19 protein-coding genes and 1 tRNA gene are annotated in these 23,803 nt (G+C 33.0%); 18 read left to right on the top strand and 2 right to left on the bottom strand.

Annotation, left to right across the window (positions count from 1 at the left end; all coding sequences use genetic code 11):
- The first annotated feature begins 78 nt into the window (after positions 1–78).
- The 12 genes from HMPREF0629_RS03030 to HMPREF0629_RS03085 all read left to right on the top strand — a co-directional run bounded on the left by HMPREF0629_RS03030 (position 79) and on the right by HMPREF0629_RS03085 (position 14,906).
- The gene (locus HMPREF0629_RS03030; protein WP_009221902.1) at positions 79–1,284 is read left to right on the top strand and encodes an ABC transporter permease; all 1,206 of its coding nucleotides are present in this window, start codon (positions 79–81) and stop codon (positions 1,282–1,284) included.
- Positions 1,285–1,478: 194 nt separating this feature from the next.
- Positions 1,479–2,636: an ABC transporter substrate-binding protein gene (locus HMPREF0629_RS03035; RefSeq protein ID WP_009221903.1), complete on the top strand. Its 1,158-nt coding sequence runs from the start codon at positions 1,479–1,481 to the stop codon at positions 2,634–2,636.
- The gene (locus HMPREF0629_RS03040) at positions 2,637–3,320 is read left to right on the top strand and encodes a GTP-binding protein (protein WP_009221904.1); all 684 of its coding nucleotides are present in this window, start codon (positions 2,637–2,639) and stop codon (positions 3,318–3,320) included.
- A 43-nt stretch (positions 3,321–3,363) separates the two neighbouring features.
- Positions 3,364–4,299 carry an ATP-binding cassette domain-containing protein gene (locus HMPREF0629_RS03045; RefSeq protein ID WP_255263824.1) on the top strand — a complete coding sequence of 312 codons (936 nt, stop codon included), beginning with the start codon at positions 3,364–3,366 and terminating at the stop codon, positions 4,297–4,299.
- 109 nt (positions 4,300–4,408) lie between these two features.
- Positions 4,409–5,899, top strand: a complete 1,491-nt coding sequence (gltX, locus tag HMPREF0629_RS03050) for a glutamate--tRNA ligase (protein WP_009221906.1) — start codon at positions 4,409–4,411, stop codon at positions 5,897–5,899.
- Between the two features lie 234 nt (positions 5,900–6,133).
- On the top strand, positions 6,134–7,165 hold the full coding sequence (locus HMPREF0629_RS03055; RefSeq protein ID WP_141553391.1) for a sugar-binding transcriptional regulator: 1,032 nt from the start codon (positions 6,134–6,136) through the stop codon (positions 7,163–7,165).
- Positions 7,155–8,171 carry a type I glyceraldehyde-3-phosphate dehydrogenase gene (gene gap, locus HMPREF0629_RS03060; RefSeq protein ID WP_009221908.1) on the top strand — a complete coding sequence of 339 codons (1,017 nt, stop codon included), beginning with the start codon at positions 7,155–7,157 and terminating at the stop codon, positions 8,169–8,171. Before HMPREF0629_RS03055 ends, gap begins: the two co-directional genes overlap by 11 nt.
- Positions 8,172–8,228: 57 nt before the next feature.
- Positions 8,229–9,416, top strand: a complete 1,188-nt coding sequence (gene pgk, locus HMPREF0629_RS03065; RefSeq protein ID WP_009221909.1) for a phosphoglycerate kinase — start codon at positions 8,229–8,231, stop codon at positions 9,414–9,416.
- Positions 9,417–9,418: 2 nt separating this feature from the next.
- Complete coding sequence (gene tpiA / locus HMPREF0629_RS03070) at positions 9,419–10,168, top strand: triose-phosphate isomerase (protein ID WP_009221910.1); 750 nt, start codon at positions 9,419–9,421, stop codon at positions 10,166–10,168.
- A 19-nt stretch (positions 10,169–10,187) separates the two neighbouring features.
- The gene (gene eno / locus HMPREF0629_RS03075) at positions 10,188–11,471 is read left to right on the top strand and encodes a phosphopyruvate hydratase (protein WP_009221911.1); all 1,284 of its coding nucleotides are present in this window, start codon (positions 10,188–10,190) and stop codon (positions 11,469–11,471) included.
- Positions 11,468–11,875, top strand: coding sequence for a histidine phosphatase family protein (locus HMPREF0629_RS03080; RefSeq protein ID WP_009221912.1), 408 nt, complete (start codon positions 11,468–11,470; stop codon positions 11,873–11,875). The genes eno and HMPREF0629_RS03080 overlap by 4 nt, the downstream gene beginning before the upstream one ends.
- 181 nt (positions 11,876–12,056) lie before the next feature.
- Positions 12,057–14,906 (top strand): Cna B-type domain-containing protein, encoded by a 2,850-nt coding sequence (locus HMPREF0629_RS03085; RefSeq protein ID WP_009221913.1) that lies wholly within the window; start codon positions 12,057–12,059, stop codon positions 14,904–14,906.
- 95 nt (positions 14,907–15,001) lie between these two features.
- On the opposite strand, the gene ald is transcribed toward HMPREF0629_RS03085, so the two are convergent.
- Positions 15,002–16,117: an alanine dehydrogenase gene (gene ald, locus HMPREF0629_RS03090; protein ID WP_009221914.1), complete on the bottom strand. Its 1,116-nt coding sequence runs from the start codon at positions 16,115–16,117 to the stop codon at positions 15,002–15,004.
- Between the two features lie 186 nt (positions 16,118–16,303).
- Here ald and murJ point away from each other — a divergent pair, with 186 nt between their 5' ends.
- From murJ to HMPREF0629_RS03120, 6 genes are all read left to right on the top strand, one after another.
- Positions 16,304–17,800: a murein biosynthesis integral membrane protein MurJ gene (gene murJ, locus HMPREF0629_RS03095; RefSeq protein WP_009221915.1), complete on the top strand. Its 1,497-nt coding sequence runs from the start codon at positions 16,304–16,306 to the stop codon at positions 17,798–17,800.
- Between the two features lie 80 nt (positions 17,801–17,880).
- Complete coding sequence (locus HMPREF0629_RS03100) at positions 17,881–18,159, top strand: GNAT family N-acetyltransferase (RefSeq protein ID WP_009221916.1); 279 nt, start codon at positions 17,881–17,883, stop codon at positions 18,157–18,159.
- A gap of 73 nt (positions 18,160–18,232) precedes the next feature.
- Positions 18,233–18,928, top strand: coding sequence for a hypothetical protein (locus HMPREF0629_RS03105; protein ID WP_009221917.1), 696 nt, complete (start codon positions 18,233–18,235; stop codon positions 18,926–18,928).
- 88 nt (positions 18,929–19,016) lie between these two features.
- Positions 19,017–19,955 carry a copper amine oxidase N-terminal domain-containing protein gene (locus HMPREF0629_RS03110; protein ID WP_009221918.1) on the top strand — a complete coding sequence of 313 codons (939 nt, stop codon included), beginning with the start codon at positions 19,017–19,019 and terminating at the stop codon, positions 19,953–19,955.
- 171 nt (positions 19,956–20,126) lie between these two features.
- Positions 20,127–22,259 carry a 5'-nucleotidase C-terminal domain-containing protein gene (locus HMPREF0629_RS03115; RefSeq protein ID WP_218015359.1) on the top strand — a complete coding sequence of 711 codons (2,133 nt, stop codon included), beginning with the start codon at positions 20,127–20,129 and terminating at the stop codon, positions 22,257–22,259.
- 55 nt (positions 22,260–22,314) lie between these two features.
- On the top strand, positions 22,315–23,475 hold the full coding sequence (locus HMPREF0629_RS03120; RefSeq protein WP_009221920.1) for a YibE/F family protein: 1,161 nt from the start codon (positions 22,315–22,317) through the stop codon (positions 23,473–23,475).
- Between the two features lie 164 nt (positions 23,476–23,639).
- Here the strand turns inward: HMPREF0629_RS03120 and HMPREF0629_RS03125 are convergent.
- A tRNA-Leu gene (locus tag HMPREF0629_RS03125) sits at positions 23,640–23,726 on the bottom strand.
- Between the last annotated feature and the right edge of the window lie 77 nt (positions 23,727–23,803).

Here is a 23,803-nt window from a genome sequence, read left to right on the forward strand (position 1 = left end):
ATAAGCGGTGCAACGGTATCTCATAAATGTTTTACAGATGCAGTAAATCGTGCACTTGAAGATGCTAAGGAATAAAAAATGAAAGAGTTAAATGTAATTGGATTGGCAAAAAAGAATATTGCCAATAAACCGGCAAGGACATATGGGATGATGGTATTGACCGGGATTTTGTGTTTCATTTTGTTTATGAGCAGTTTTTTAATACTCAGTTTAAAAAACGGGATGACATCACTGTCAAATAGAATGGGAGCGGATATTATTGTTGTACCGGAGGGATATGACAGTAAGATCACAGGAGCAATATTAAGAGGGGAGCCTAACAGTTTTTTTCTTGATGAAGCTGTAACAGATAGAGTAAGAAGTATTGAAGGTGTGGAACAGGCATCACCTCAATTATTTCTGGCAACACTGTCTGCGGGGTGTTGTTCGTTTCCGATTCAGATAATAGGAATTGACTTTGAACAGGACTTCATTGTTTCTCCATGGCTTGAAAAACAAGTTAAACTTCCTTTAAAAGAAGGACAAGTAGTTGTTGGGAATAATATAGTAGGAGATTATCAATCAAATGTAAGATTTTTTAATCAACCGTTTGAAATACAGGGTCGTCTTGCAAAAACGGGTATGGGATTCGACAATACTGTTTTTATGACAATGGAGGAAACAAAAAGACTTGCAAAAGAATATGAAAAAATCTTAGGACATCCTATTTCAAAACAAGAAAATTTAATTTCGTCTGTAATGGTAAAAGTTAAAGGAGGAGTAAATCCTAAAGATGTTTTTAAGAAGCTGGCAGATGAATTTAAGGGAGAACAGATATATCCGCTGCTCGCTAAACAGATGATGACACAGGTATCAGATAATATGCAGAGCTTATTGACATATATATATGCTCTTATAGCACTTTTATGGATATTGGCTTTCTTTATTTTGACTTTGGTATATTCCATTTCAATTAAAGAAAGAAAACGTGAATTTGCAATGTTTAGAATTTTGGGGGCAACAAAGAAAAAGCTTAAATCGATATGTCTTGCAGAAATTTTAATGATAAATATGACAGGAGCGGTGTTCGGTTCAGTATTTTCATTTATAATATCATTATTATTCGGTAAGGCACTTAGCTTATCATTTAAAATGCCATTTTTATCGCCGAATATAATAGGTTTATTTTCAGTGCTTTTATTTACAATTTTGGCAGGTTCGCTTCTCGGGCCGTTAGCGTCCATAGTAGCACTAAATAAAATGGAAAAACAGGAAATGGGATTACTTCTTAGAGAAAATGATTAAAAATTATAGCATTTAAATAAGGATAACTTTTTATTGAAAACGGTAAAGAGTTATCCTTATTTAAATATAATAAATTTAATATTTCTGACATTTTATGTTTGGAAAGTTAAGTATAAAAAATTTTAAAAATCGTAACATATGTTACGGAAATATTGCCGTAAATAATATACTATATCAATAATGAGAGGTGTATTATGAATTTAAATAGAGATGTATATTCATTATGTATGGAAAACAGCGAGTTAAAAGACTTTTTAATAATGAAAGGTTTTGATAATTTAAAAAATCCTGCTGCATTTAAACTTATGGCAAAAATGATTAAGCTGAAAGATGCATTAAAGCTAAAAGGAATAAGCGCAGAACTTTTTGTAGAAGAATATGAAAGATATATCGGAAAATTTGAAATGCAAGAGGAAATACTGAACAATAATACTGCAAAATATACAGTAGCAGGGGCGGTTCCATGTCCTATCAAGGTTCCTCTAATTGATTTATTAAATGATTATAATGAAAAAAATGATATTTCTAATATAAAATATGATTTTAGAAGTGCAAATTTAGGACTTGATTTTGTAATTGACAATTTAAAGAGCGGGAAGGATCTTCCTGATTTAATTACATCTGCCGGATATGAATTAATTTTAAATAAAGAGATTTCAAATAGAATAGAAAGTGAATACTATGCTCCGGAAATTGAATTCAACAGTGAAATTTTAGAGCGAATTGAAAATATTAAAGACCCTGAAAACCGATTTAATATAATAGCAATAGTACCGGCGGTATTTATAGTTAATAAGAGAGAGCTTGCGGGTAGACAAATTCCAAAATCATGGAGTGATGTATTGTCGGAAGAATATGCACAGTCGATGACAATACCTGTTGGAGATTTAGATTTATATAACGCACTTGTACTGACTATATATTCAAAATATGGTGAAGATGGACTTATGAAGTTGAAAAATGCAGTTGCATCAAGTATGCATCCTTCACAAATGGTGAACGGAACTAGAAATAAGACTGCTTGTGTTTCAGTAGCGCCATATTTTTTTGCAAGTTTGGTTCAAAGTGATGAGCTTGAGGTTATTTGGCCCGAGGACGGAGCGCTAGTAAGCCCGATACTTATTTGCGTAAAAAAAGGAAGTGCAGAGTATATTAAAGCTACATTAAACTATCTTTTATCTGAAGAGGTTGGAAGTGTATTTTCAAATAACGGAAAGTTTCCTGTTACTACAAATAATTTAAAAAATCAGTTTTCCAAGGAACAAAAACTTATATTTGCGGGTTGGGAATTACTAAATAACATAGATGAGCATATTGAGATTATAAATAAATATTTTAAATTGGGTGATTAAATGAAGATGATTACATTTTCCGGACCTCCAAGTTCGGGTAAGACATCTGTGATTATAAAGACAATTTCAAATTTAAAGAGAAAAAATATAAAAACGGGAGTTGTGAAATTTGATTGTCTTTATACGGATGATGATTTGATTTATGAAAAGGCAGGTATACCTGTGAAAAAAGGATTATCTGGCGGACTTTGTCCCGACCACTTTTTTGTTTCAAATATAGAAGAGATAATAAATTGGGCTAAGTTACTTGAACTTGATATGTTGATTACAGAATCTGCGGGGTTATGCAACAGATGCAGCCCATATATAAAAAATATACTTGCAATTTGTGTTATAGATAATCTTTCGGGAATAAATACTCCCTTAAAAATAGGACCTATGTTAAGATCTGCAGATATAGTTGTAATAACTAAGGGTGATATTGTATCACAGGCGGAAAGGGAGGTATTTGCCTCTAAGGTTCAGACTGTAAATCCGAGGGCTGTTGTAATTAATGTAAATGGACTTTCGGGACAGGGGGGATATGAATTATCATATCTAATTGAAAGCAGAGCAAATGATATTGAAGATGAGAAAAATATGAAGCTGAGATATCCGATGCCGACGGCATTGTGTTCATATTGTTTGGGAGAAACAAGAGTCGGAGAAGATTATCAGCTTGGAAATGTTAAAAAAATTAAGTAGGTGCTAAATGACTATTAGGGAAATTTTAGATAAATATCCTTTTATGGATAACTTTTTTTTATCAAATGAATTAAATATAGAAAATTCTAAAGAGAAAACTTTTCATGAATATCTTTGTTCGCTCACAGAACAGCAAGTGGAAGAACTTGGTGTACCGATAGAGATAATAGAAGATAATTTTAATGAATTCTTAAATCAGATGCTTAGATTTTTAGGTGAGGACAATCAGCTTAAATCACTTACAATTCTTTCGGGATATGACAAGAATGGAAAAAAAGAAAGTTTTGATAAATTAATTCTAAAGCCATCTGATGTTGTCTCAATTGTAGGACCTACCGGAAGTGGAAAGAGCAGACTTCTTGCCGATATAGAATGGATTGCAAGAGCAGATACACCCACGGGAAGAAAGATCTTAATAAATGATGAGGAAATTCCAACGGAAAAAAGATTTTCGGGAAATGAAAAATTAGTTGCACAACTTTCGCAGAATATGAATTTTGTTATGGATTTAACTGTTAGAGAATATATTGAACTTCATGCTAAATCACGACTTGTTGATCCTGAAGATAAAATGGATTTAATAATAAAAGATGCAAATAATCTTTCAGGGGAGGGGTTTGATCTTGACACCTATATAACTTCGTTATCCGGTGGGCAGTCAAGAGCACTTATGATAAGTGATACTGCAAACCTGTCATCAAGTCCGATAGTTTTAATTGATGAAATTGAAAATGCAGGTATAGATAGAAAATCGGCAATAGAGTTATTGATGAGAAGAGATAAGATTGTAATAATGGCAACACATGATCCGATGCTTGCGCTTATGGCAGATAAGAGGATAGTGATAAAAAATGGAGGAATAGATAAAATAATAGAGTCAACGGAAGATGAAAGACAAATTTTAAGAAAGTTAAGTGAAATTGACAATTTTGTAAATGATTTAAGAAATAAATTAAGACACGGAGAAAAATTATATTGATTAAGAGTATGGCTAATGTCATGCTCTTTTAATTTACATTTATATAAATATTTACTATAATATAATTAATTATACTTAAAATTAAAAGTAGTTATATCAGGAGGAAGAAATGGAAGAAGTAAGAGTTAGATTTGCACCAAGTCCGACCGGTTTTTTACATATAGGAGGACTTAGAACAGCTCTATATAATTATCTATATGCAAGAAAAAATAACGGTAAATTTATACTTAGAATTGAAGACACCGATAGAACAAGATTTGTTGACGGAGCAATAGAAAACCTTGTTAATGCACTTAAATGGGCGGGAATAGATTATGATGAAGGTGTATTTTTTGAAAATGGTGAGGTTGTCGAAAAGGGAGAATATGGTCCATACATTCAATCAAAGAGACTTGATATATATAAAAAATATGTTGATGAACTTATAGAAAAAGATATGGCATATTATTGTTTTTGTACAAAGGAAAGGCTTGACCACGTAAGAGAAGAACAGAGAATTAAGGGACAAGTTCCTAAATATGACGGTTTTTGTCGAGGAGGTTCTTTAGACGAAGCTAAGAAGAGAATTGCAAACGGTGAAGACTATGTAGTAAGATTAAAACTTCCAAGAAATACAAATATTACATTTGAAGATGCTGTAAGAGGTAAAGTTACAATAAATACAGATGAGATTGACGATCAGGTCTTAATGAAATCTGACGGATTTCCTACTTATCATATGGCTGTAGTAGTTGATGACCATTTAATGGGAATTACCCATGTAGTAAGAGGGGAAGAATGGCTTCCTTCAACTCCTAAGCATGTATTTCTATATGAAGCGCTTGGCTGGAAAGCTCCACAGTTTGTTCACTTACCTACAGTTTTAAATAAAGATAGAAAAAAACTTTCTAAAAGACAGGGAGATGTTTCGGTAGAGGACTTTAGACAAAGAGGATATCTTCCTGAAGGACTTGACAATTATCTTGCACTTGTAGGATGGAGTCCTGAAGACGGCGAAGAAATTATGACGCTTGAGCAGATGATAGAAAAGTTTACATTTGATAGAGTTGGAAAGAGCGGAGGAATATTTGATAAAGAAAAATTGAACTGGGTAAATGCACACTATATCAAAGAATATTCCACAGAAGAAATAGCAAAGCTTTCTGCTGCATACATGGTTGAGGCGAATTTGATGACGGAAGAAGAAATAAACAAAAAATGGGATTGGTATGTCCTTTTGATTGAAACGGTAAAAGAAAGCCTCAGTGTTCTCTGTGAAGTTCCTGAAAAAGTTAAGTTCTTATTCGGAGATTTAGACATAACAGAAGATGATGCAAAAGAAGAACTTTCGGGAGAACAGGTTCCACAATTAATTGAAGCATTTAAAGAACAGCTTGATACAATTGAAGAAGTAGATCTTGAATTTGCAAATACAGTTATGAAGAAAATTCAAAAAGCTACCGGAATAAAAGGTAAGCAATTATTTATGCCTGTCAGAGCGGCAATATCAGGAAATGTTCATGGACCTGAACTGAAAAACATAATTTACTTACTTGGTAAGAACGAATTATTAAGTAGACTTGAAAAAGCAAAGAATTATACAAAAAATATAACAGAGTAATTATAATACCCCTTTTGTTAGATAAAAACCTAATGAGAGGGGTTTTTATGACCATCTCATAAGAATATTTTCTTCAATATTATTAAAATTAGATTTATTAAGTAAACAGTCAGAAGTCTATCGGAGACTTGTAAAAAAATTTAACTTGAGAGTATATTTATTGACAAGCATATCAATTGTGATATACTTTAAGTGGGAGCAAAAACTAATATATGGGACAAAAATGGTGATAGTATGGATTTGAAATTATTGACACAATTTTTACCTGAAGTTCATGATTTATTTATAACGAGATATGAAATTTTAAGTTATATAAGTAGAAATGGCAAAGTGGGCAGAAGAACTATTGCACAAAATATGAATTTGTCAGAGAGAGTAGTCAGAGATGAAATTGACAAGTTGAAAAGTCAAGGGCTTATTTTTGTAAATTCATCGGGGATTGAAATAGAGCCTGAGGGAACAAAACTGCTTTCAAAATTTGAAATGGATTATAGAGAACTTAATAACTTAAGATCACTTGCGACTCAGGTTGAAAGTATGCTTAATGTAAAAAGCGTCATAGTTGTGGAAAGCGGTTTTGAACATACGGAAACTGTGAAAAATCTTGGCATCCAAGCTGCAATCATATTTGAGAATATGATGACTGAAGGAGATTTAGTAGGAGTTACCGGAGGGGAGACAATTTCAAATGTTGCGGATGAAATAACATCAAGAGAACAACCATATAATGTTACAATACTTCCGGCAAGAGGTTCTGTGGGAAATCAAGCAAGGTTTCAGGCAAATACAATTGCATCAAGAATTGCAAATAAACTGAACGCAAAATTACAATTATTGCCGATACCGGAAACCGTATCAAAAGAGGCTATGAAAATTTTTTTAAGCGATGATGAAATGCGGGAAGCATATGAACTTTTGAAAAATTTGAATATGCTCGTATTCGGTATAGGCAGAGCAGATGTTATGTTAAAGAGAAGAGGAATGAGCGAGGAGAAAAAAACGGAGGTTTTAAATCTTGGAGCTGTATCTGAAGCGTTTGGAAATTATTTTAACATAGAAGGACAGAGGGTTTATTCACAAGAAAGTGTCGGCATAAGTCTTGAAAAATTTTTGAGCATACCTAAAATTTTAGGCGTTGCAGGTGGAGAAGAAAAGGCAAGGGCAATAATAAGTATTTCGAAGCTTAGACCGGATATGGTCTTAGTTATAGATGAAAGTTTAGCACACAGTATTATAAAAATATTAGGAGGTAATTATGTCAGTTAAAGTTGCTATTATGGGTTTTGGAAGAATTGGTAGAGACGTATTGAGAGGATGGTCTTTGAGAGAAAATACAGGATATGAGATTTGTTATATTGCAGATTTAAAAGCTACTGAGAGAATTAAAGAGCATGCTCATCTTTTTGAATATGATTCAATTTACAGAAGATATCCGGGCGAAGTAAAGGTAGTTGAAGATGGATTTACAATTAACGGAAAGAAGATTACAGTTCTTGACGGGAAAGCTCCTGCGGAAATGAACTGGGGAGAACTTGGGGTAGATATTGTAATAGAATCAACAGGAGCCTTCACTCAAAGAGAAAAGGCTGAAGGTCATATAGCGGCAGGAGCTAAAAAAGTAATAATAACTGCACCGGCTAAGGGAGAAGATATTACAATTGTAATGGGAGTAAATGACAATAAGTATGATAGTGCGGTTCATAACATAATTTCAAATGCATCATGTACAACTAACTGTTTGGCACCGGTAACAAAAGTAATTCTTGAAAATTTTGGTATTGAAAGAGGTCTTATGACTACAATTCATGCTTATACTAATGACCAAAAAATTCATGATGCAATTCATAAAGATATGAGACGTGCAAGAATGGGAGCGGAAAATATGGTTCCTACTACAACAGGAGCGGCACAAGCAGTTGCTAAAGTAATTCCTGAAGTAGAAGGTATATTGACAGGGATGGCAGTTAGAGTTCCGGTACCTACAGGTTCAATAGTAGATGTTACTTTTGAAATTTCAAAGGCAGCTACTGCAGAAGAAATAAATGCAGCTATAAAAAAAGCGACAGAAAATGAATTAAAGGGTGTATTGGAATATTCTGAAGAAGATTTAGTTTCAAGTGACATAGTTCAAAATCCGCACTCTTCGATTTTTGACGCTAAGCTTACACTTGTGAAAGACAGACTTGTAAAATGTATATCATGGTATGATAATGAATGGGGTTACTCTCAAAGAGTTGTTGATTTAACAGCAAAAGTTGCAGGACTGTTATAATAATATAAAGCAGAGCGAGAGCCTTTGGGTTTTCGCTTCTTCTTATAGGAGGTAAGTATGAAAAAAACTTTAAAAAGTTTTGATTTTAGAGATAAAAAAGTACTTGTAAGAGCGGATTTTAATGTACCGCTAAAGAATAATATAATTACTAATGATGATAGAATTGTAAAGAGCATTCCGACAATAGAATATATTATTGAAAATGGAGGAAGTGTAATATTATTAAGTCACCTTGGAAGGCCTAAGGGTAAGTATGCTGAGGAATTTTCACTACTTCCGGTGGCAAACAGATTAGAGGAGATTTTAGGTAGAAAAGTTAAATTCATTGCATCAGAAGAAGTTGTTTCGGATAGTGTTATTTCAGAGATTAAGGAATTAAAGTCAGGAGAAGTTGCACTTCTTGAAAATACAAGATTTGTGGCGGGAGAAGAAAAAAATGATGATGAATTTGCAAGAAAACTTGCATCACTTGCAGATATTTATGTAAATGATGCGTTTGGGACAAGCCATAGGGCTCATGCTTCAAATGTAGGCGTTTCAAAATATCTACCATCAGCATTAGGTTTACTTGTGGAAAAAGAAGTTAAGTATATAAGCGGAGCTCTAAAGAATCCTCAAAGACCTTTTATAGCAATAATCGGTGGTGCGAAAGTATCTGATAAAATAGGCGTTATAGAAAATCTACTTGATAAGGTTGACAAAATAGTAATTGTAGGAGCTATGGCATATACTTTTTTAAAAGCACAAGGATATGAAACGGGAAAGTCATTGGTTGAAAATGATAAACTTGAACTTGCATCAGCTTTAATAAAAAAAGCTGAAATTAAAAAAGTTAAATTAATTTTACCGATTGATTCAATAGTTGTACCTGAAATAAAAGAAGGTGTTGTAAGCAAGGCAGCAGATTATAATTTGATGCCGAAAGATTTGATGGGCGTAGATATAGGTCCTAAGTCGATAAAACTGATTGTGGAAGAATTAAAAGATGCCAAGACGGTAGTTTGGAATGGTCCTGCAGGGGTATTTGAGATAGATGATTTTGCAAAAGGAACATTTGCCATAGCAAAGGCATTAGCAGAACTTGACGGAGCAATTACAATAATTGGAGGAGGAGATTCTGCCTCTGCAATAGAAAAATCCGGAGTTGAAGATAGAATTTCGCATATTTCAACAGGTGGAGGAGCAAGTCTTGAAATGCTGGAGGGTAAAAATTTGCCGGGTATTGATGCAATAGAGGAGGAGTAATTTTGAGAAAGACATTTATAGCAGGAAACTGGAAGATGAATTTAAATAGAACTGATACTGTTAAAATGCTTGAAGAACTTGTAAAGATAAAATTAGATGATAATATCGATGCGCTTATTTGTCCGCCGTTTACTTCAATTTGTGCGGCAAGCGATGTTCTGAAAAATTCAAAGATAAAACTTGGAGCACAAACAGTAAGTGAATATGATGATGGAGCATACACAGGAGAAGTTTCTACAAATATGCTTAAAGATCTCGGTGTAAGCCATGTCATTTTAGGACATTCCGAAAGAAGAAGTTATTTCGGAGAAACAAATAAAATAGTAAATGCGAAAATCAAAAGAGCACTATCTGAAGGACTTGATGTTATTCTTTGTGTAGGAGAAAATCAAGCTCAAAGAGAAGAAAACATACATGAAGAAGTAGTAAGAGAGCAGGTTGAAAAATCTCTTGAAGGAATTAGTGAACATATTGAAAAAATAACAATAGCTTATGAGCCGGTATGGGCAATTGGGACGGGAAATACATGTAAATCCGAAGATGCTCAGTCAATGTGTAAATTTATAAGAGATACTTTTAAAAATATGTTTTCTGAAAAATTGTCAGAAGAAGTGAGAATTTTATATGGCGGTTCCGTTAAACCGGCTAATATAAAAGAACTTATGCTAAATGAAGATATAGATGGTGCTTTAGTAGGTGGAGCAAGTTTGAAGAGTGAAGATTTTTCAAAACTTGTTAATTATAATGCTTAAATAATGGAGAGGTATAAGAATGAGCTATATAAGTGATGTATATGCAAGAGAAGTTTTGGATTCAAGAGGAAATCCTACAGTTGAAGTAGAAGTTTATACTGAAGAAGGCGGTTTTGGAAGAGCTATAGTTCCAAGCGGAGCATCTACAGGAGTACATGAAGCTGTTGAACTTAGAGATGGAGGCGACAGATATTTAGGCAAAGGAGTTTTAAAGGCCGTTACTCATGTGAATGAAATAATAGCGGAGGAGATTCGTGATTTTGATTGTTTTGATCAAGTTGGAATAGATGAATTTTTAATTGAACTTGACGGTTCCGAAAACAAGGGAAAAATAGGAGCGAATGCAATACTTGGAGTATCTCTTGCAGTTGCAAGAGCTGCTGCTGATGAGCTTGGACTTCCGCTATATGAATATATTGGAGGAGTTAACGCAAAGACACTTCCTGTACCTATGATGAATATTTTAAACGGCGGAGAACATGCCGATAATAATGTTGATATTCAGGAATTTATGATAATGCCGGTCGGAGCAAAGAATTTTGCTGAAGCACTTAGGATGGGAGCTACAATATATCATAATCTTAAATCTGTATTAAGAGATAAAAATCTTTCAACAGGTGTTGGAGATGAAGGAGGATTTGCTCCTAACTTATCAAGTAACAGAGAAGCTCTTGATGTGATAGTGGATGCAATAAAAAAAGCCGGATATGTTCCCGGAGATGATGTAGTTCTTGCACTTGATGTTGCCGCTTCTGAAATGTACGAAGACGGAACATATAATATGAAGGGCGAAGGCAAAAAATTTAATTCAGCTGAGCTTGTCAATTATTATAAGGAACTTATAGAAAACTATCCTATAATTTCAATTGAAGACGGTCTTGCAGAAGACGATTGGGCAGGTTGGAAATATATGACAGATGAAATCGGTTCAAAAGTACAACTTGTCGGAGACGATCTATTTGTAACAAATACCAAGAGACTTGAAAGAGGTATAAAAGAAGGTGTTTCAAATTCAATTTTAATTAAATTGAACCAAATAGGAACCCTTACAGAAACACTTGATGCGATAGAACTGGCAAAAGAAAATAATATGACTGCGATTATTTCACATCGCTCAGGAGAAACTGAAGATTCAACTATTGCAGATTTAGCGGTTGCTACAAATGCAGGTCTTATAAAAACGGGAGCCCCTGCCAGAAGTGAGAGAGTTGCAAAATATAATGAGCTTTTAAGAATAGAAGATCAACTTGGAGATTGTGCAAAGTATAGAGGACATAAGAGTTTTTATAATTTAAAGAAATGAGTGTATATTTAATAAGACACGGTATAGCACAAAATTTTGCAGATACCGATTTTGAAAGAGAACTGACAACAGAAGGCAGAATAAAACTCAGGGATACATTTGAAGTTTTTGCAGATGAAATTGGTAAAATTAAAATTAAAGTATATTCTTCTCCTTTGATACGTGCAGTACAAACAGCTGAAATACTTTGTGATTTTTTGAATTGTGAGTTTGAAATATCGGATTGGCTTGGATATGAGAGCTATGTAGACAGAGTTCGAAAGTTGAAAGAAGACAAAGATATAAATTATATTTTAGTCGGACATGAACCTAATATTTCGGATTGTATATACAGAATCACCGGAAAAGTTGAAATTATTTCAAGGGGTTCAATTCACATAATAAAAAATGCAGAAATTAAGTAGACTTTTAGTATAGTTTTATGCTATAATGAGAAAAATTGAATTCCGGTATAATTTACTATGAATTCAAAGACTTTTGGTAGATGTTAGGCTAGACTTTAATTTAGAGGTTTTTGCCTGTAAGTTAAAGTCTAAAATTATGTCCAAAAGTTGAAGTAATAATGGAGAAGGAGTTGGAGAACAAATGAAAAAGAGCAAAAACCTGAAAAAATTGATTTCATTTTTATTAGTTTTTGTAATACTTTTGGGATTTTTGCCAACGCAAGTTGTACTGGCGGAAGGTGCAGAGATAAACGGTGAAGTTACAGAATTTACAGTTACAAACGCGGATGGCTTTGTAGAACCGAATGGTTACATTGCCAATCAAATATTTAGGTTGAATTATAAATGGAAGGCAACAAACAACGGCAATGAATTGAATGAGGGTGACTATTTTGAAATGGATTTGCCGGAAAAGTTTAACTTTCCAACAGAGGCACATTATTGTAATTTTGATATAGAAGAAGAAGGAAAAGTAGTAGCAAAAGTTACAATTACGCCTCAACAGCCGGGTGGCGGCAAAATGAAAGTGACTTTTACGGATTTTGTCAAGGGCAAGTTTGGTATTACCGGAGAGATGCACCTGACTGCAAGATGGAATCAAAACACATATCCAATTACAGGAGTAACCGAACATGACATCGTGGTTGGTTCAATCACAGCAAAAATTAAGATAAAACCGTATATTCCACCGAATTATGCAACGGAAGTTATTTATAAGACTTCAGGACAGACTCTGACAGCAGAAGGTTGGGTTCGATGGAGAATCAGAGTGAATGCAAAACAGGGAACATTAAAAAATGCGGTTATCAAAGATACACTGAAGGTGGCAGATCCGGGAAGTCCCGATGGCATAGAGTATGTGGATGGCCAATTTATGCTATATGAATTGGTATGGGAAAATGGAAAGCTTGTTGAGAAGAATCCGCAGAACATAAGCAATCAGATTAATCTTTCCGCTGATAAACGTTCATTTACGTATAATTTTGGAGATCTTGACGGAAAAGGATATATAATACACTATCGCACAACCTATAAACAAGGCCTTTTACTACAAAACAAGGTAGTGCTTACAAGTGATGAAGAAAACCCTAATCCATCATATGGTCAATTTGTAGATGCTCAAAGTGGAGGGGGAATTCAAGGTCTTCTAAGCCGGATTAAAATCACAAAAGTTGCGGCGGATGACGACATGGTCAAACTGGAAGGCGCAAAATTTAAAATCACGAGAAAAGAGACAGGAGGCTCAGTTGAATTATTTACGAATGCACAGGGAGAAGCAATCAGCATGCCGCTTATTCCGGGCGAATACAAGATTGAAGAGATCGAAGCACCTGCTCATTATGTGAAAGATGAAGCGGAGTATACCGTTACGGTTTCAGCTGATCAGGCGGTGGAGAAAACAATTCAAAATAAGCCGGAAAAAACTGAAGTTAAAGTAAAAAAAGAATGGATAGGTTTTGAAGGATCTGCCGTTACAGTTGTTTTATATGCCAATGGAGCAAAGGTTGGAGAACAAAAACTAACAGCACCGGGCTGGACATATACCTTTGAAAATCTCAGAAAGTATGATAAAAATACGGGGGACGAGATCAAATATACGGTGACGGAAGAACCTACGCCGACGGGCTATGAAAGTTCGATTAAGAAAGAGGAAAATGTTGAAAACAGCTTTGTAATTACAAACAAGCAAAAAACAATAGACATAAAGGGCGAAAAGACTTGGGATGACAACAACAACCAGGCAAATAAACGCCCCCAATCAATTACGGTAATTCTTTCTGCAAACGGGCATCCTATTCAAAACCCGGAAGTAAAGCCTGATGCAAACGGCAAGTGGACATACAGCTTTGAGGGATTGCAAGAATATGATGATCAGGGCAACAAAATTAACTACACCATAAAAGAAGAACCTGTTCCGGGTTATACTTCTGAAGTTAAAGGCTATGATATCATAAACCATATAGTCGGAAAGGCGAGTGTTAGTGTAACTAAAGTATGGGAGGGTGTAACAGGAAACCATCCTACTATAAAATTACAACTTTTAAAGAATGGAAAGTCTGAAGGTGCTCCGGTTGAACTTCCAAACGGAACTACTGCTCATACTTGGAAAGATCTTGAAAAAACAGATGCGGCAGGGAAAGAGTATATTTATACTGTGCATGAAGTCGGAGAAAAAGACGGTAAGGTTAAGCTTGGAAACAACTGGTACAAAGTATCTTATGAAAAAGATTCTACAGGAAATTTCATTGTTAAAAACATTTACAACGAAACACCTACAAAGAGAACAGTATACAAAGTAACGGGCACAATACCGAGACTGAATAAAAAAGATCACTTTGCATATATAGTAGGGTATCCGGATAATACATTCAGACCTGAGAATACAATTACAAGGGCAGAAATGAGTGCAATATTCGCAAGACTGTTAGAAAATCAAATCTTCCTCGGTAAAACAGAAAGCTCACCATACACAGATGTAATGATGGGACAATGGCATACAGAATACATTTTAAAATTGTCAAAACTTGGAATAATAAAGGGTTACGAAGATGGAAACTTCAAACCGAATAATCTGGTAACAAGAGCTGAATTTGCGGCAGTAGCATCAAGATTCGTAGACAATAAAAAACAAGCGGCAGCTTTTACAGATGTAAGCAGTCACTGGGCAAGAGAAAGCATAGAAAAAATAATGGGACAAGGCTGGATAACAGGCTATGAAGACGGAAGTTTCAAACCGGAACAAGCTATAACAAGAGCTGAAGTAGTAAGCATAGTAAATAAAATGTTAGACAGAACAGCAGACAAGGAATATGTAGATAATCATACAGTAGGATTGCTGACATACACAGATTTAGCAAAAGATCATTGGGCATACTATCCGGTAGCAGAGGCAAGTAACGGACATGAATATGAAAGAACATCGGATGGAAAAGAACATTGGATAAGACATTGGACAGCATGGGAACAAGCAGGTAGAATACAACCTAAGTAGTATATAAACAAAAGCAGGATGATTTAAATCATCCTGCTTTTTGTATGGCTGTTATTTTTCATAATTTTTTAAGAAAACTTTTCTTGAAACATCTGTTAAATTAAATCTAAAATATCGGAGTATTCACGATTTAGAGATTCGGCAACTGCTTTATAAGTTATTTTTCCGTCGTAAGTGTTTATACCTTTTTTTATATCATCATGTTTTTTAACAGCTTTAACCCATCCCAAATCAGCTATAATCTTTGCGTATTTTGTAGTAGCATTTGAAAGTGCATAGGTGGATGTTCTTGCTACAGCACCCGGTATATTAGTAACTGCATAGTGAATTACACCATGTTTTACAAATGTAGGATTATTATGTGTAGTAGCTCTACCGGCAGTTGTTTCTGTTGAACCGCCTTGGTCAATGGCAACATCTACTATTACACTGCCTGCTTCCATTGTTTTAACCATTTCTTCTGTTACAAGTTTAGGAGCTTTACGACCGGGAATAAGTATTGTGCTTATTACCATATCCGCAGATTTTACTGCACTTGCTATATTGTGCGGTGTTGAATAGAGAGTTTCAATAACTCCTCCGAAAATATCACATAAGACACCGAGTCTTTCAACATCAATATCAATTACAGTTACTCTTGCTCCCATGCCTACAGCCATTCTTGTAGCGGCGGTTCCTACTACACCTGCCCCGATTATTACAACATGTGCAGGAACAACACCCGGAACACCTTGAAGTAATACACCTTTACCTCCTTGAGGTTTGGTTAAAAATTTAGCACCTTCCTGAACAGCCATTCTGCCGGCAACTTCACTCATAGGTTTTAAAAGCGGAAGTAGTTTTCCGATTTGAATAGTTTCAAATGCTATTGATATACATTTTTTCTTTAATAATTCATTAGCAAGCTTTTCATCAGCTGCAAGATGTAGATAAGAATAAATTATAAGACCTTCTCTTAAATATTTAAACTCACATTCAATAGGTTCTTTTACCTTGTAAATCATTTCTGATTTAGTCCAAACTTCTTCGGCTGTATCAAAAACTATTGCACCGTTTCTTTCATAATCTTCATTTGAAAAGCCTGAGGCAAGTCCGGCGTCTTTTTCCAAATACACTTTGTGTCCGGACTTTATTAATTCATTTACGCTATAAGGAGTACATGATACTCTACTTTCTTGTTCTTTAATCTCTTTTAATACACCTATTATCAAGTGATTCACCTCTTAAAAATATTTAATATATTATATCAATAAAGTGTTCAATAAAAAAGAAAAAATTTACTTATAAATAAAAATTTTTAATAATGTTAATACATATTTTAAATTTCACCTAAAATTCCTATTAGATAGTAAAAATATTTGATACAATATAATTATAAAATTTAGTAGAGGTAAAAAATGAAAACATCTTATATATTAATGATAGTTACAATAATTTCAAAAATTTTCGGACTTGCCAGAGAAAAAGCTCTTGCATATTTTTTTGGAACAAGTTTAGTTGCAGATGTGTTTATAGTTGCTTTTAGAATACCTATGACATTTACAAACGTAGTTAGCGGAACAACTGCAAATGGATTTATTCCGATTTATAACGATATTGCTCAATCAAATGGAGAAGAAAATGCTAAAAAGTTTACTTCCAATTTATCTAATATAGTATTTTTATTTACGTTTGTGCTTTCTATTTTTGGAATTATATTTGCAAAGCCGATAGTAAATATAATGGCAATAGGTTTTGATACGCAAGAACTTGAACTTTGCATATTTATGACAAGAGTTTCAATGTTCAGCATTTGCAGTACAAGTGTATTTTCAATATTTAAAGCATATCTGCAAATAAAAAAAAGTTTTGTGGTTTCAATATGTCATTCCATAATTATGAATTTAATAATAATGGCATCTATGGCGTTTGCATATAAGTTTGGCAAGGAATATTTGGCGTGGGGAATACTTACTGCATTTATATTTCAATATGTAATTTTTTTGCCTTACATAAGGAAACATGGGTATAGACATTTTAAGTTAATTGATTTTAAAGATGAAAACTTTATAAAGATGCTTAAAATAATACTTCCTGTATTAATTTCAACATCTGTAATTGAACTTAATTTTATAATATCAAATTCACTTGCATCATCACTTCCGGGAGCAATTTCTAAGTTAAATTATGCATATAAGTTACAGAGTTTTGTAACCGGAATAGTAATAACTTCAATAACAACGGCAGTATATCCTGAAATGGCAAGACTTGGAGCTAAAAAAGACTATGACGGATTAAAGCTTTCCATTGCAGATTCAATCATAACTATGTTGCTTTTAGTTGTGCCTGCATCGGTAGGATTGTTTTTATTTTCAGAACCTATTGTGAAGATTTTATTTGTAGGAGGAGCTTTTTCAAAGCAAGATGCAACTTCAACGGCAATTATACTTTCGTTGTATGCAATAGGTATAATAGGAATCGGTTTTAGAGAAATAATTTCAAGAGTTTTTTATACGATAATGGATGCAAAAACTCCTGTAATAAATTCGGTTGTTATGGTTGCAATAAATGTTGTGTTAAGTTTTATATTAATAAACAATTTGGGGCCAAGAGGTCTTGCTCTTGCAACAAGTATTTCTTTTATGGCAGGAGCAGTTTTGATACTTATAAGTCTTAGAAAAAGAATGGGAAGAATATTTAGTGCCGATACTGTACGGGAGATTATAAAAATTATTATAGCAACTGCTGTGATGGGAATAGTTTCAAAATTTTGCTATATATTTCTAAGTAAGGGTATGGGAAATTTGATTGCATTTCTGATTTCGGTAATTGCGGCAGGAACAGTATATTTAATAATGCTTGTATTACTCAAGGTTAAAGAAGTTAGAAATATAATTGGAAAGATAAAGAAATAGAACTTTAGTTTTGCTATATAATTTTATTTGATTGATGTTATTATAATTCGGGTAAATTATAAATATTAGGAGGTATAAAGATGGAACTAAAAAACGGAAAAAACAGTATTTATATTGGAAATAGTGAAGAAGATTATGAAGCTACTATTCAATTTAGAAAGATAAAAGATGGAGTTGTAGAAGTATACCATACAGGAGTCGGAGAAAAATTAAAGGGACAAGGAATAGCGGGGAAATTGGTAGATGCGCTTGTTGAAAGAGCAAAGGAAGAAAATTTTAAGGTAATTCCTACATGCTCCTTTGCAGATAAGAAGATGAATGAAAATTGTGAATATAAAGAGTTTATTTATAAGGAATAGGAGGGCTTTCTAAAACAGAAAGCCTTTTTATAGGAATGAAATATAAATAATTAAGTCTGATCGGGGTGAAAAAATGAAGAATGCAGTATATAGAGAAAACGGATTGGAATATGTATTTTTAGATGAAAGTTATTTAGAGGAGCTGCTTGACTTTACAGATGATGTATGCAGTCGAATAGAGGATGTAAAGACATTTGCGAGAGATACGCGTGAAGATTTTATGTATGTATTTAGCGGAAACGGAAAGATTTTAGGAGTATTCTTAGATGATAAACTGGTTGCATATAGAAATATGGGGATAATACCATATGAAGAAAGTCTTGCAGTTGGTATAAAACCGGTAGAAATACCGAGAGAAAAAATAGTTCAGCATGATGCAGTTCTTGTTCATGAAGTCGCAAGAGGGAAAAACATTCAGAATATAACCAGAAAAATATTGGAAAAGAGCCTTGAAAACGAAGGGTATAATTACTATATGTCAACAGTAGCACCCTCTAATATATATTCGCTCAGAAACACCATTAATAATGGATTTGTAATAGTAGGTTTGGAAAATAAATATGCTGATGAAGAAAATGTAGATGGTCTTATACGATTTATTTTTTATAAGTCAAAGCATGAAAAATTAGAATATTCAAAAGAAGAAGTATTTATTCCTATACACAACTATGAAGAAATAAGAAATATTTTAAGTCAAGGATATGTTGGAACAGAGTTGGAAGATGACAGAATAAAATTTGTAAAATTAAATAAAAAAGTTACAAAATAGAAAAATAGTTAAAGCATTGTCAAACTATATTGAATTTAATATTCAAAATGTATATCATAAGAATAGAAAGTGATAAGGAGGTAACAATATGAAAAAAATTATAGCATCAGCGCTTATATTATCTTTGGTTCTTATACCGGCAGTTAATACTCATGCTGTAGAAATTAAAAACAAAAGTAGCATGGTAATGGAAAATGAGGAAAGAGAAACTGAACAATATATTTCTTATGATGGAGAAATAAAAAGTATAGAAAAAAATGATAACGGGTTATCACTTAAGACAGAGCTTAAAAATGATAAAGGTGAAAAGATAGAATATATTTTTAATGTTGAAAAAGACACAAAGATATTCAATGATAAAACATTAAAGAGAATAGAAGCAAAAACTCTTAAAGAAGGAGATAAAGTAACTGCATTTCATTCTGCGGACATTGCTATAGCTGCAATTTATCCTGCAAGAATACCTTCTGAAGTATTAGTATTAAATGCAGATAAAAATAACTTAGAAAAATCAATTTGTAAATTCAATAAAGATTATGTTTGTAAAGATGAACTACAAATAACCGGTTTTAAGAATACGGAAATAGTTTGGCAAGATGGAACAAAGGCGACAAAGGAAGATATAGTAGATAAAAAAGTATTAGTATTTTATGATAAGGCTACACTTTCATTGCCTGCTCAAATAAATCCTTTAAAAATAATTATTTTAGAGGATAAAGCTGAAACATTATATAAAAATGAAATTCAGGTTGGAAAAAATAAAATCGGTTTTAATTCTGAAATATTGGAAAAAGACGGAGTTAAACTATATCCGTTAAGAGAAATATTTGAAAATATGGGTGCAAAAATAGATTGGAATGCAAAAGAAAGAGAAATTACGATAAAAACAAAATCCAAAGATACAAAGATAATAAATTTAAAGAAGAATACATTAAAAATAAATAATAAAGAAATAGAATTAGTTATGGAATATACAATTGAAAATGGGAAAATATATGTTCCGATTGGAATGTTCAGCACAAACTGATAAAATTATGTCAAATAGAAGTTTTATTTAGTTTTGCTTGTTAAATGAAAAATGTAAAGACTTGGAAATTTATCCAAGTCTTTTTATTATACGTTTGTTTTTATAAAAATAATGTCAATATTTTAATAAATATGGTACTATTATTATAATAAATAAAAAGGAGGGAACCTTATGAAGAATAAGAAAAGGTATTTATCTTTAGTATTGACATTAGTATTGGTATTTTCTACTTTTACTGGAGTATTTGCTAAAGAGGTGGAAGATTCTGTTGTTAAACTTCAAGAAGTAAAGCTTCTTGATAAAGAAAACAACACTGAAGCTAAGTTACATAGTGATCTTACAAGAGCTGAAGGACTTACAATGGTACTTAAAGCTATTGGATATTCACAGGAAGTAGCTGAGGGTGAAAAGTATGTAAAGCTAAATCCGTTTAAGGATGTGGCAGATTGGTTTAAGGGATATGCAGGACTTGGATATGATTTAAATCTTACAAAAGGTAAGAGTGAGGATGCCTATGATCCTAACTCAAATCTAAGTAAAAGAGAATTCATAGCATTTATATTAAGAGCACTTGATTATAACAAGGACAAAGCATATAAGGATGCGGATCAAATTGGAAAGAAGATAGGTTTATTATCTGCAGATGATGATATAAATTCAAAGATAACAAAAGCACAGGCAGCGAAGTATATCTTTAGTGCACTTAACAAGGAATTACAAGATGGAACAGGCTATACACTTGGAGAATATCTTGTAAAGACAAAAGTAGTATCGGAAGAAAAAGCTAAAGAAGTAGGAATAGTTCTTGGTGCAAAAGATGACAAGAGCATTAATATTTTGTATTTTAACGACTTTCATGGAAATATAGCAGAAGAAATTACAGGCAAAAAGAGAAATATGGGTATGGCAAAAATGGTTGGATATGTAAATGAATTCATTGAAAAACATCCAAATACAATAGTTCTTTCAGGTGGAGATAACTATCAAGGAACTGCGGACTCAAATTTAACAATGGGTAAACCTGTTACAGCAATGATGAAAGGAATGAATACAACAGCATCAGCGGTAGGTAATCATGAGTTTGATTGGGGTTCGGATAAGATAGCTGACTGGGGTAAAAATGGAAACTTTGATTATCTTGCATCAAATATCTACGATACAGCAAAAAATACACCGGTAGATTGGGCTAAGCCATATATGATAATTCAAAAAGGAAATATAAAGATAGGATTAATCGGACTTGCTCATCCTGATACGCCGACACTTACAAAAGCTGAATATGTAAAGGGATTTGAATTTAGAGACCCTGTAAAATCAGCACAAGAGTGGGTAAACTTTTTACAAGAAGGAAAAGCTAAGGAAGGTAAACCTGATGTAATTATAGCACTGACTCACATTGATTCAGATCAATCAAAGACTGGAGAAATAACAGGAAATGCTACAAAACTTGCAACTGAAGTAAAGGGATTAGATTGTATATTATCAGCACACTCTCACAGAACTGTAAGCGGAAAAGTAAATGGAGTACCTATTTTACAAGCATATTGCTATGGTAGGGCGATTGGACAGGTGAATATTAAAGTTGACAACGGTAAGGTTAGTTCAATAGACACTCAAATATTCCAAGGAAATCAAATTAAAGACAAAATAATAGTTGATACACAAACAGATAAATTCTATTCAGATCTTCAAAAAGAACTTGCACCGATAAAGGGAGAAGTTCTTGGAGAAGCAAAGGGTGAATTTACACATGACAGATCAGCAAAAGGTACAGTATCACTACTTGGAAGATGGGCTTGTGAAGTAATGGCTGAAAAGACAAATGCTCAAATAGGAATTCAAAACGGTGGCGGATTAAGACGTACACTTAATGCAGGCAAAATAACAATGGGTGATTTATATGAAATTATGCCATTTGATAATTATCTTGTAGTAATGGATTTACCGGGAGATGCTTTAATAAAGGCAATAGATCACGGTATTAATATGCCGGAAACAACAGATGGAGCATTCAGCGGTTTGAAAGTGGAATATGATGCAAGCAAGCCTTATGAACAAAGAATAACAAAAATAACATTAACAGACGGAACTCCTATAGATCCGCAAAAAACATACAAGGTAGTAGTTAATGACTTTATGTTTACGGGTGGAGACGGATATGATTTTACAAAGGCTCAAAATGTAAATGAAACATATATTCCGATTAGAGACGTATTGGTAGAAAGTATAAAGCAAAGCAAAACTATAACTCCAAAAGCTATAGATTTTATTTTAGATGTAACATCTGCAAAAAAAGCAGCTTAAGTTTTAAAAATAAGAAAGTCCATACTATATGGACTTTCTTAATTATAGGATGAATATGAAAAAGACGATAATATTACTGGTGTTATTTTTACTTGTACCATCATTAATATCAGCAAAAGAACTGTCTTCGGATGAAGAAATCAGAAGCTATTATGAAAGTCAAATGAATGACAATAGTTATACGGTGGCAAAAGCAAAAATAGAAAAAATAGTATATGATGATACAAAGGAAGTAAGAGAAATTCCGATAGAAGCAGATATAAGATATCAGCATCTTGAAATAGAAATACTTACAGGAAAACATAAAGGAGAAAAGCTCACTATAAGACATACGATAGAAAGAATTATGCCGGGGCATTACATATTTAAAGATGGAGATAAAATACTGCTCAGGATAACAGAAGATGACGACATAATAGATACAGTTAAGATACAAGAAAAAGTCAGGGATACAAAAATATATTTTATAGTTGGATTATTTGTCATATTACTTTTGGTAATAGGAAGAATGAGCGGATTTAAAACTTTGATATCATTGATATTTACAATAGCAATAATAATATTCGGATATATTCCTCTCATAATAAATGGATTTAATCCAATACTTGCGTCTCTTATAATATCGATAATTTCAATATCTATAACACTGCTTATAATAAGCGGAAAAAATAAAAAGACTTATGTTGCAATACTTGGTACATCACTCGGGGTAATAGTATCCGGGATATTAGCATATATGTTTGGAAAATTTGCATGTTTAACGGGATTATCAAGTGATAATGCAATAAGTCTTGCATATATACCACAATTTAGAAACCTCAATTATCAGGGAATATTATTCGGAACTATTTTAATAGGTGCAATAGGTGCAATAATGGATGTTTCAATTTCAATAGCATCAGCTCTCTGGGAACTTAAAGAAGTTAATCACAATATAACTAAGAAAGAGATGATGTCATCAGGAATGAATATAGGCAGAGATATAATGGGTTCAATGTCAAATACGCTTATACTTGCATATGTCGGTACAACATTGCATTTAATAATACTTTTTATAGTGTATAGAATATATTTTATAGAAATAATAAATTTAGATTCAATAGCAACAGAGATAATTAGAGCAATGGCAGGAAGCATAGGTTTGATTATAACAATACCGCTTACTGTATTAGTTGGAGCAAATATATATTTGAACAATAAAAAAGAGAAGGAATAAATCTTCTCTTTTTTTTGTTAATAAATTTAAGATATAAGGCTAAATATTTAGTATTTTATTCAGGATTCCTGTCAAAATATATTCAAATCTGATAGGGTATAATAAAATTGTTAAAATAAAAAATGGCTTATTTACAAGTATACAAGTAAATAGCCATACATAAATGGTGCCAAAGGCGGGACTTGAACCCGCACGGTGTTGCCACCGCCAGATTTTGAGTCTGGTACGTCTGCCAATTCCATCACTTTGGCTTATAACTATTATAATTTATCATTTTTTTGCAAATAAATCAAGAGAAATATTTGCAAGTATTTCTGACATTATATAA

Origin of the sequence: Peptoniphilus sp. oral taxon 386 str. F0131 (assembly GCF_000090945.1) — a bacterium.
Lineage (GTDB): Bacteria > Bacillota > Clostridia > Tissierellales > Peptoniphilaceae > Anaerosphaera > Anaerosphaera mikwangii.

What these genes read in the sequence shown, in the direction of transcription:
- HMPREF0629_RS03030 (WP_009221902.1), top strand. Translation starts at nt 79, where the DNA reads ATGAAAGAGTTAAATGTAATTGGATTGGCAAAAAAGAATATTGCCAAT.
- HMPREF0629_RS03035 (WP_009221903.1), top strand. Translation starts at nt 1,479, where the DNA reads ATGAATTTAAATAGAGATGTATATTCATTATGTATGGAAAACAGCGAG.
- HMPREF0629_RS03040 (WP_009221904.1), top strand. Translation starts at nt 2,637, where the DNA reads ATGAAGATGATTACATTTTCCGGACCTCCAAGTTCGGGTAAGACATCT.
- HMPREF0629_RS03045 (WP_255263824.1), top strand. Translation starts at nt 3,364, where the DNA reads ATGGATAACTTTTTTTTATCAAATGAATTAAATATAGAAAATTCTAAA.
- gltX (WP_009221906.1), top strand. Translation starts at nt 4,409, where the DNA reads ATGGAAGAAGTAAGAGTTAGATTTGCACCAAGTCCGACCGGTTTTTTA.
- HMPREF0629_RS03055 (WP_141553391.1), top strand. Translation starts at nt 6,134, where the DNA reads ATGGATTTGAAATTATTGACACAATTTTTACCTGAAGTTCATGATTTA.
- gap (WP_009221908.1), top strand. Translation starts at nt 7,155, where the DNA reads ATGTCAGTTAAAGTTGCTATTATGGGTTTTGGAAGAATTGGTAGAGAC.
- pgk (WP_009221909.1), top strand. Translation starts at nt 8,229, where the DNA reads ATGAAAAAAACTTTAAAAAGTTTTGATTTTAGAGATAAAAAAGTACTT.
- eno (WP_009221911.1), top strand. Translation starts at nt 10,188, where the DNA reads ATGAGCTATATAAGTGATGTATATGCAAGAGAAGTTTTGGATTCAAGA.
- HMPREF0629_RS03080 (WP_009221912.1), top strand. Translation starts at nt 11,468, where the DNA reads ATGAGTGTATATTTAATAAGACACGGTATAGCACAAAATTTTGCAGAT.
- HMPREF0629_RS03085 (WP_009221913.1), top strand. Translation starts at nt 12,057, where the DNA reads ATGAAAAAGAGCAAAAACCTGAAAAAATTGATTTCATTTTTATTAGTT.
- murJ (WP_009221915.1), top strand. Translation starts at nt 16,304, where the DNA reads ATGAAAACATCTTATATATTAATGATAGTTACAATAATTTCAAAAATT.
- HMPREF0629_RS03100 (WP_009221916.1), top strand. Translation starts at nt 17,881, where the DNA reads ATGGAACTAAAAAACGGAAAAAACAGTATTTATATTGGAAATAGTGAA.
- HMPREF0629_RS03105 (WP_009221917.1), top strand. Translation starts at nt 18,233, where the DNA reads ATGAAGAATGCAGTATATAGAGAAAACGGATTGGAATATGTATTTTTA.
- HMPREF0629_RS03110 (WP_009221918.1), top strand. Translation starts at nt 19,017, where the DNA reads ATGAAAAAAATTATAGCATCAGCGCTTATATTATCTTTGGTTCTTATA.
- HMPREF0629_RS03115 (WP_218015359.1), top strand. Translation starts at nt 20,127, where the DNA reads ATGAAGAATAAGAAAAGGTATTTATCTTTAGTATTGACATTAGTATTG.
- HMPREF0629_RS03120 (WP_009221920.1), top strand. Translation starts at nt 22,315, where the DNA reads ATGAAAAAGACGATAATATTACTGGTGTTATTTTTACTTGTACCATCA.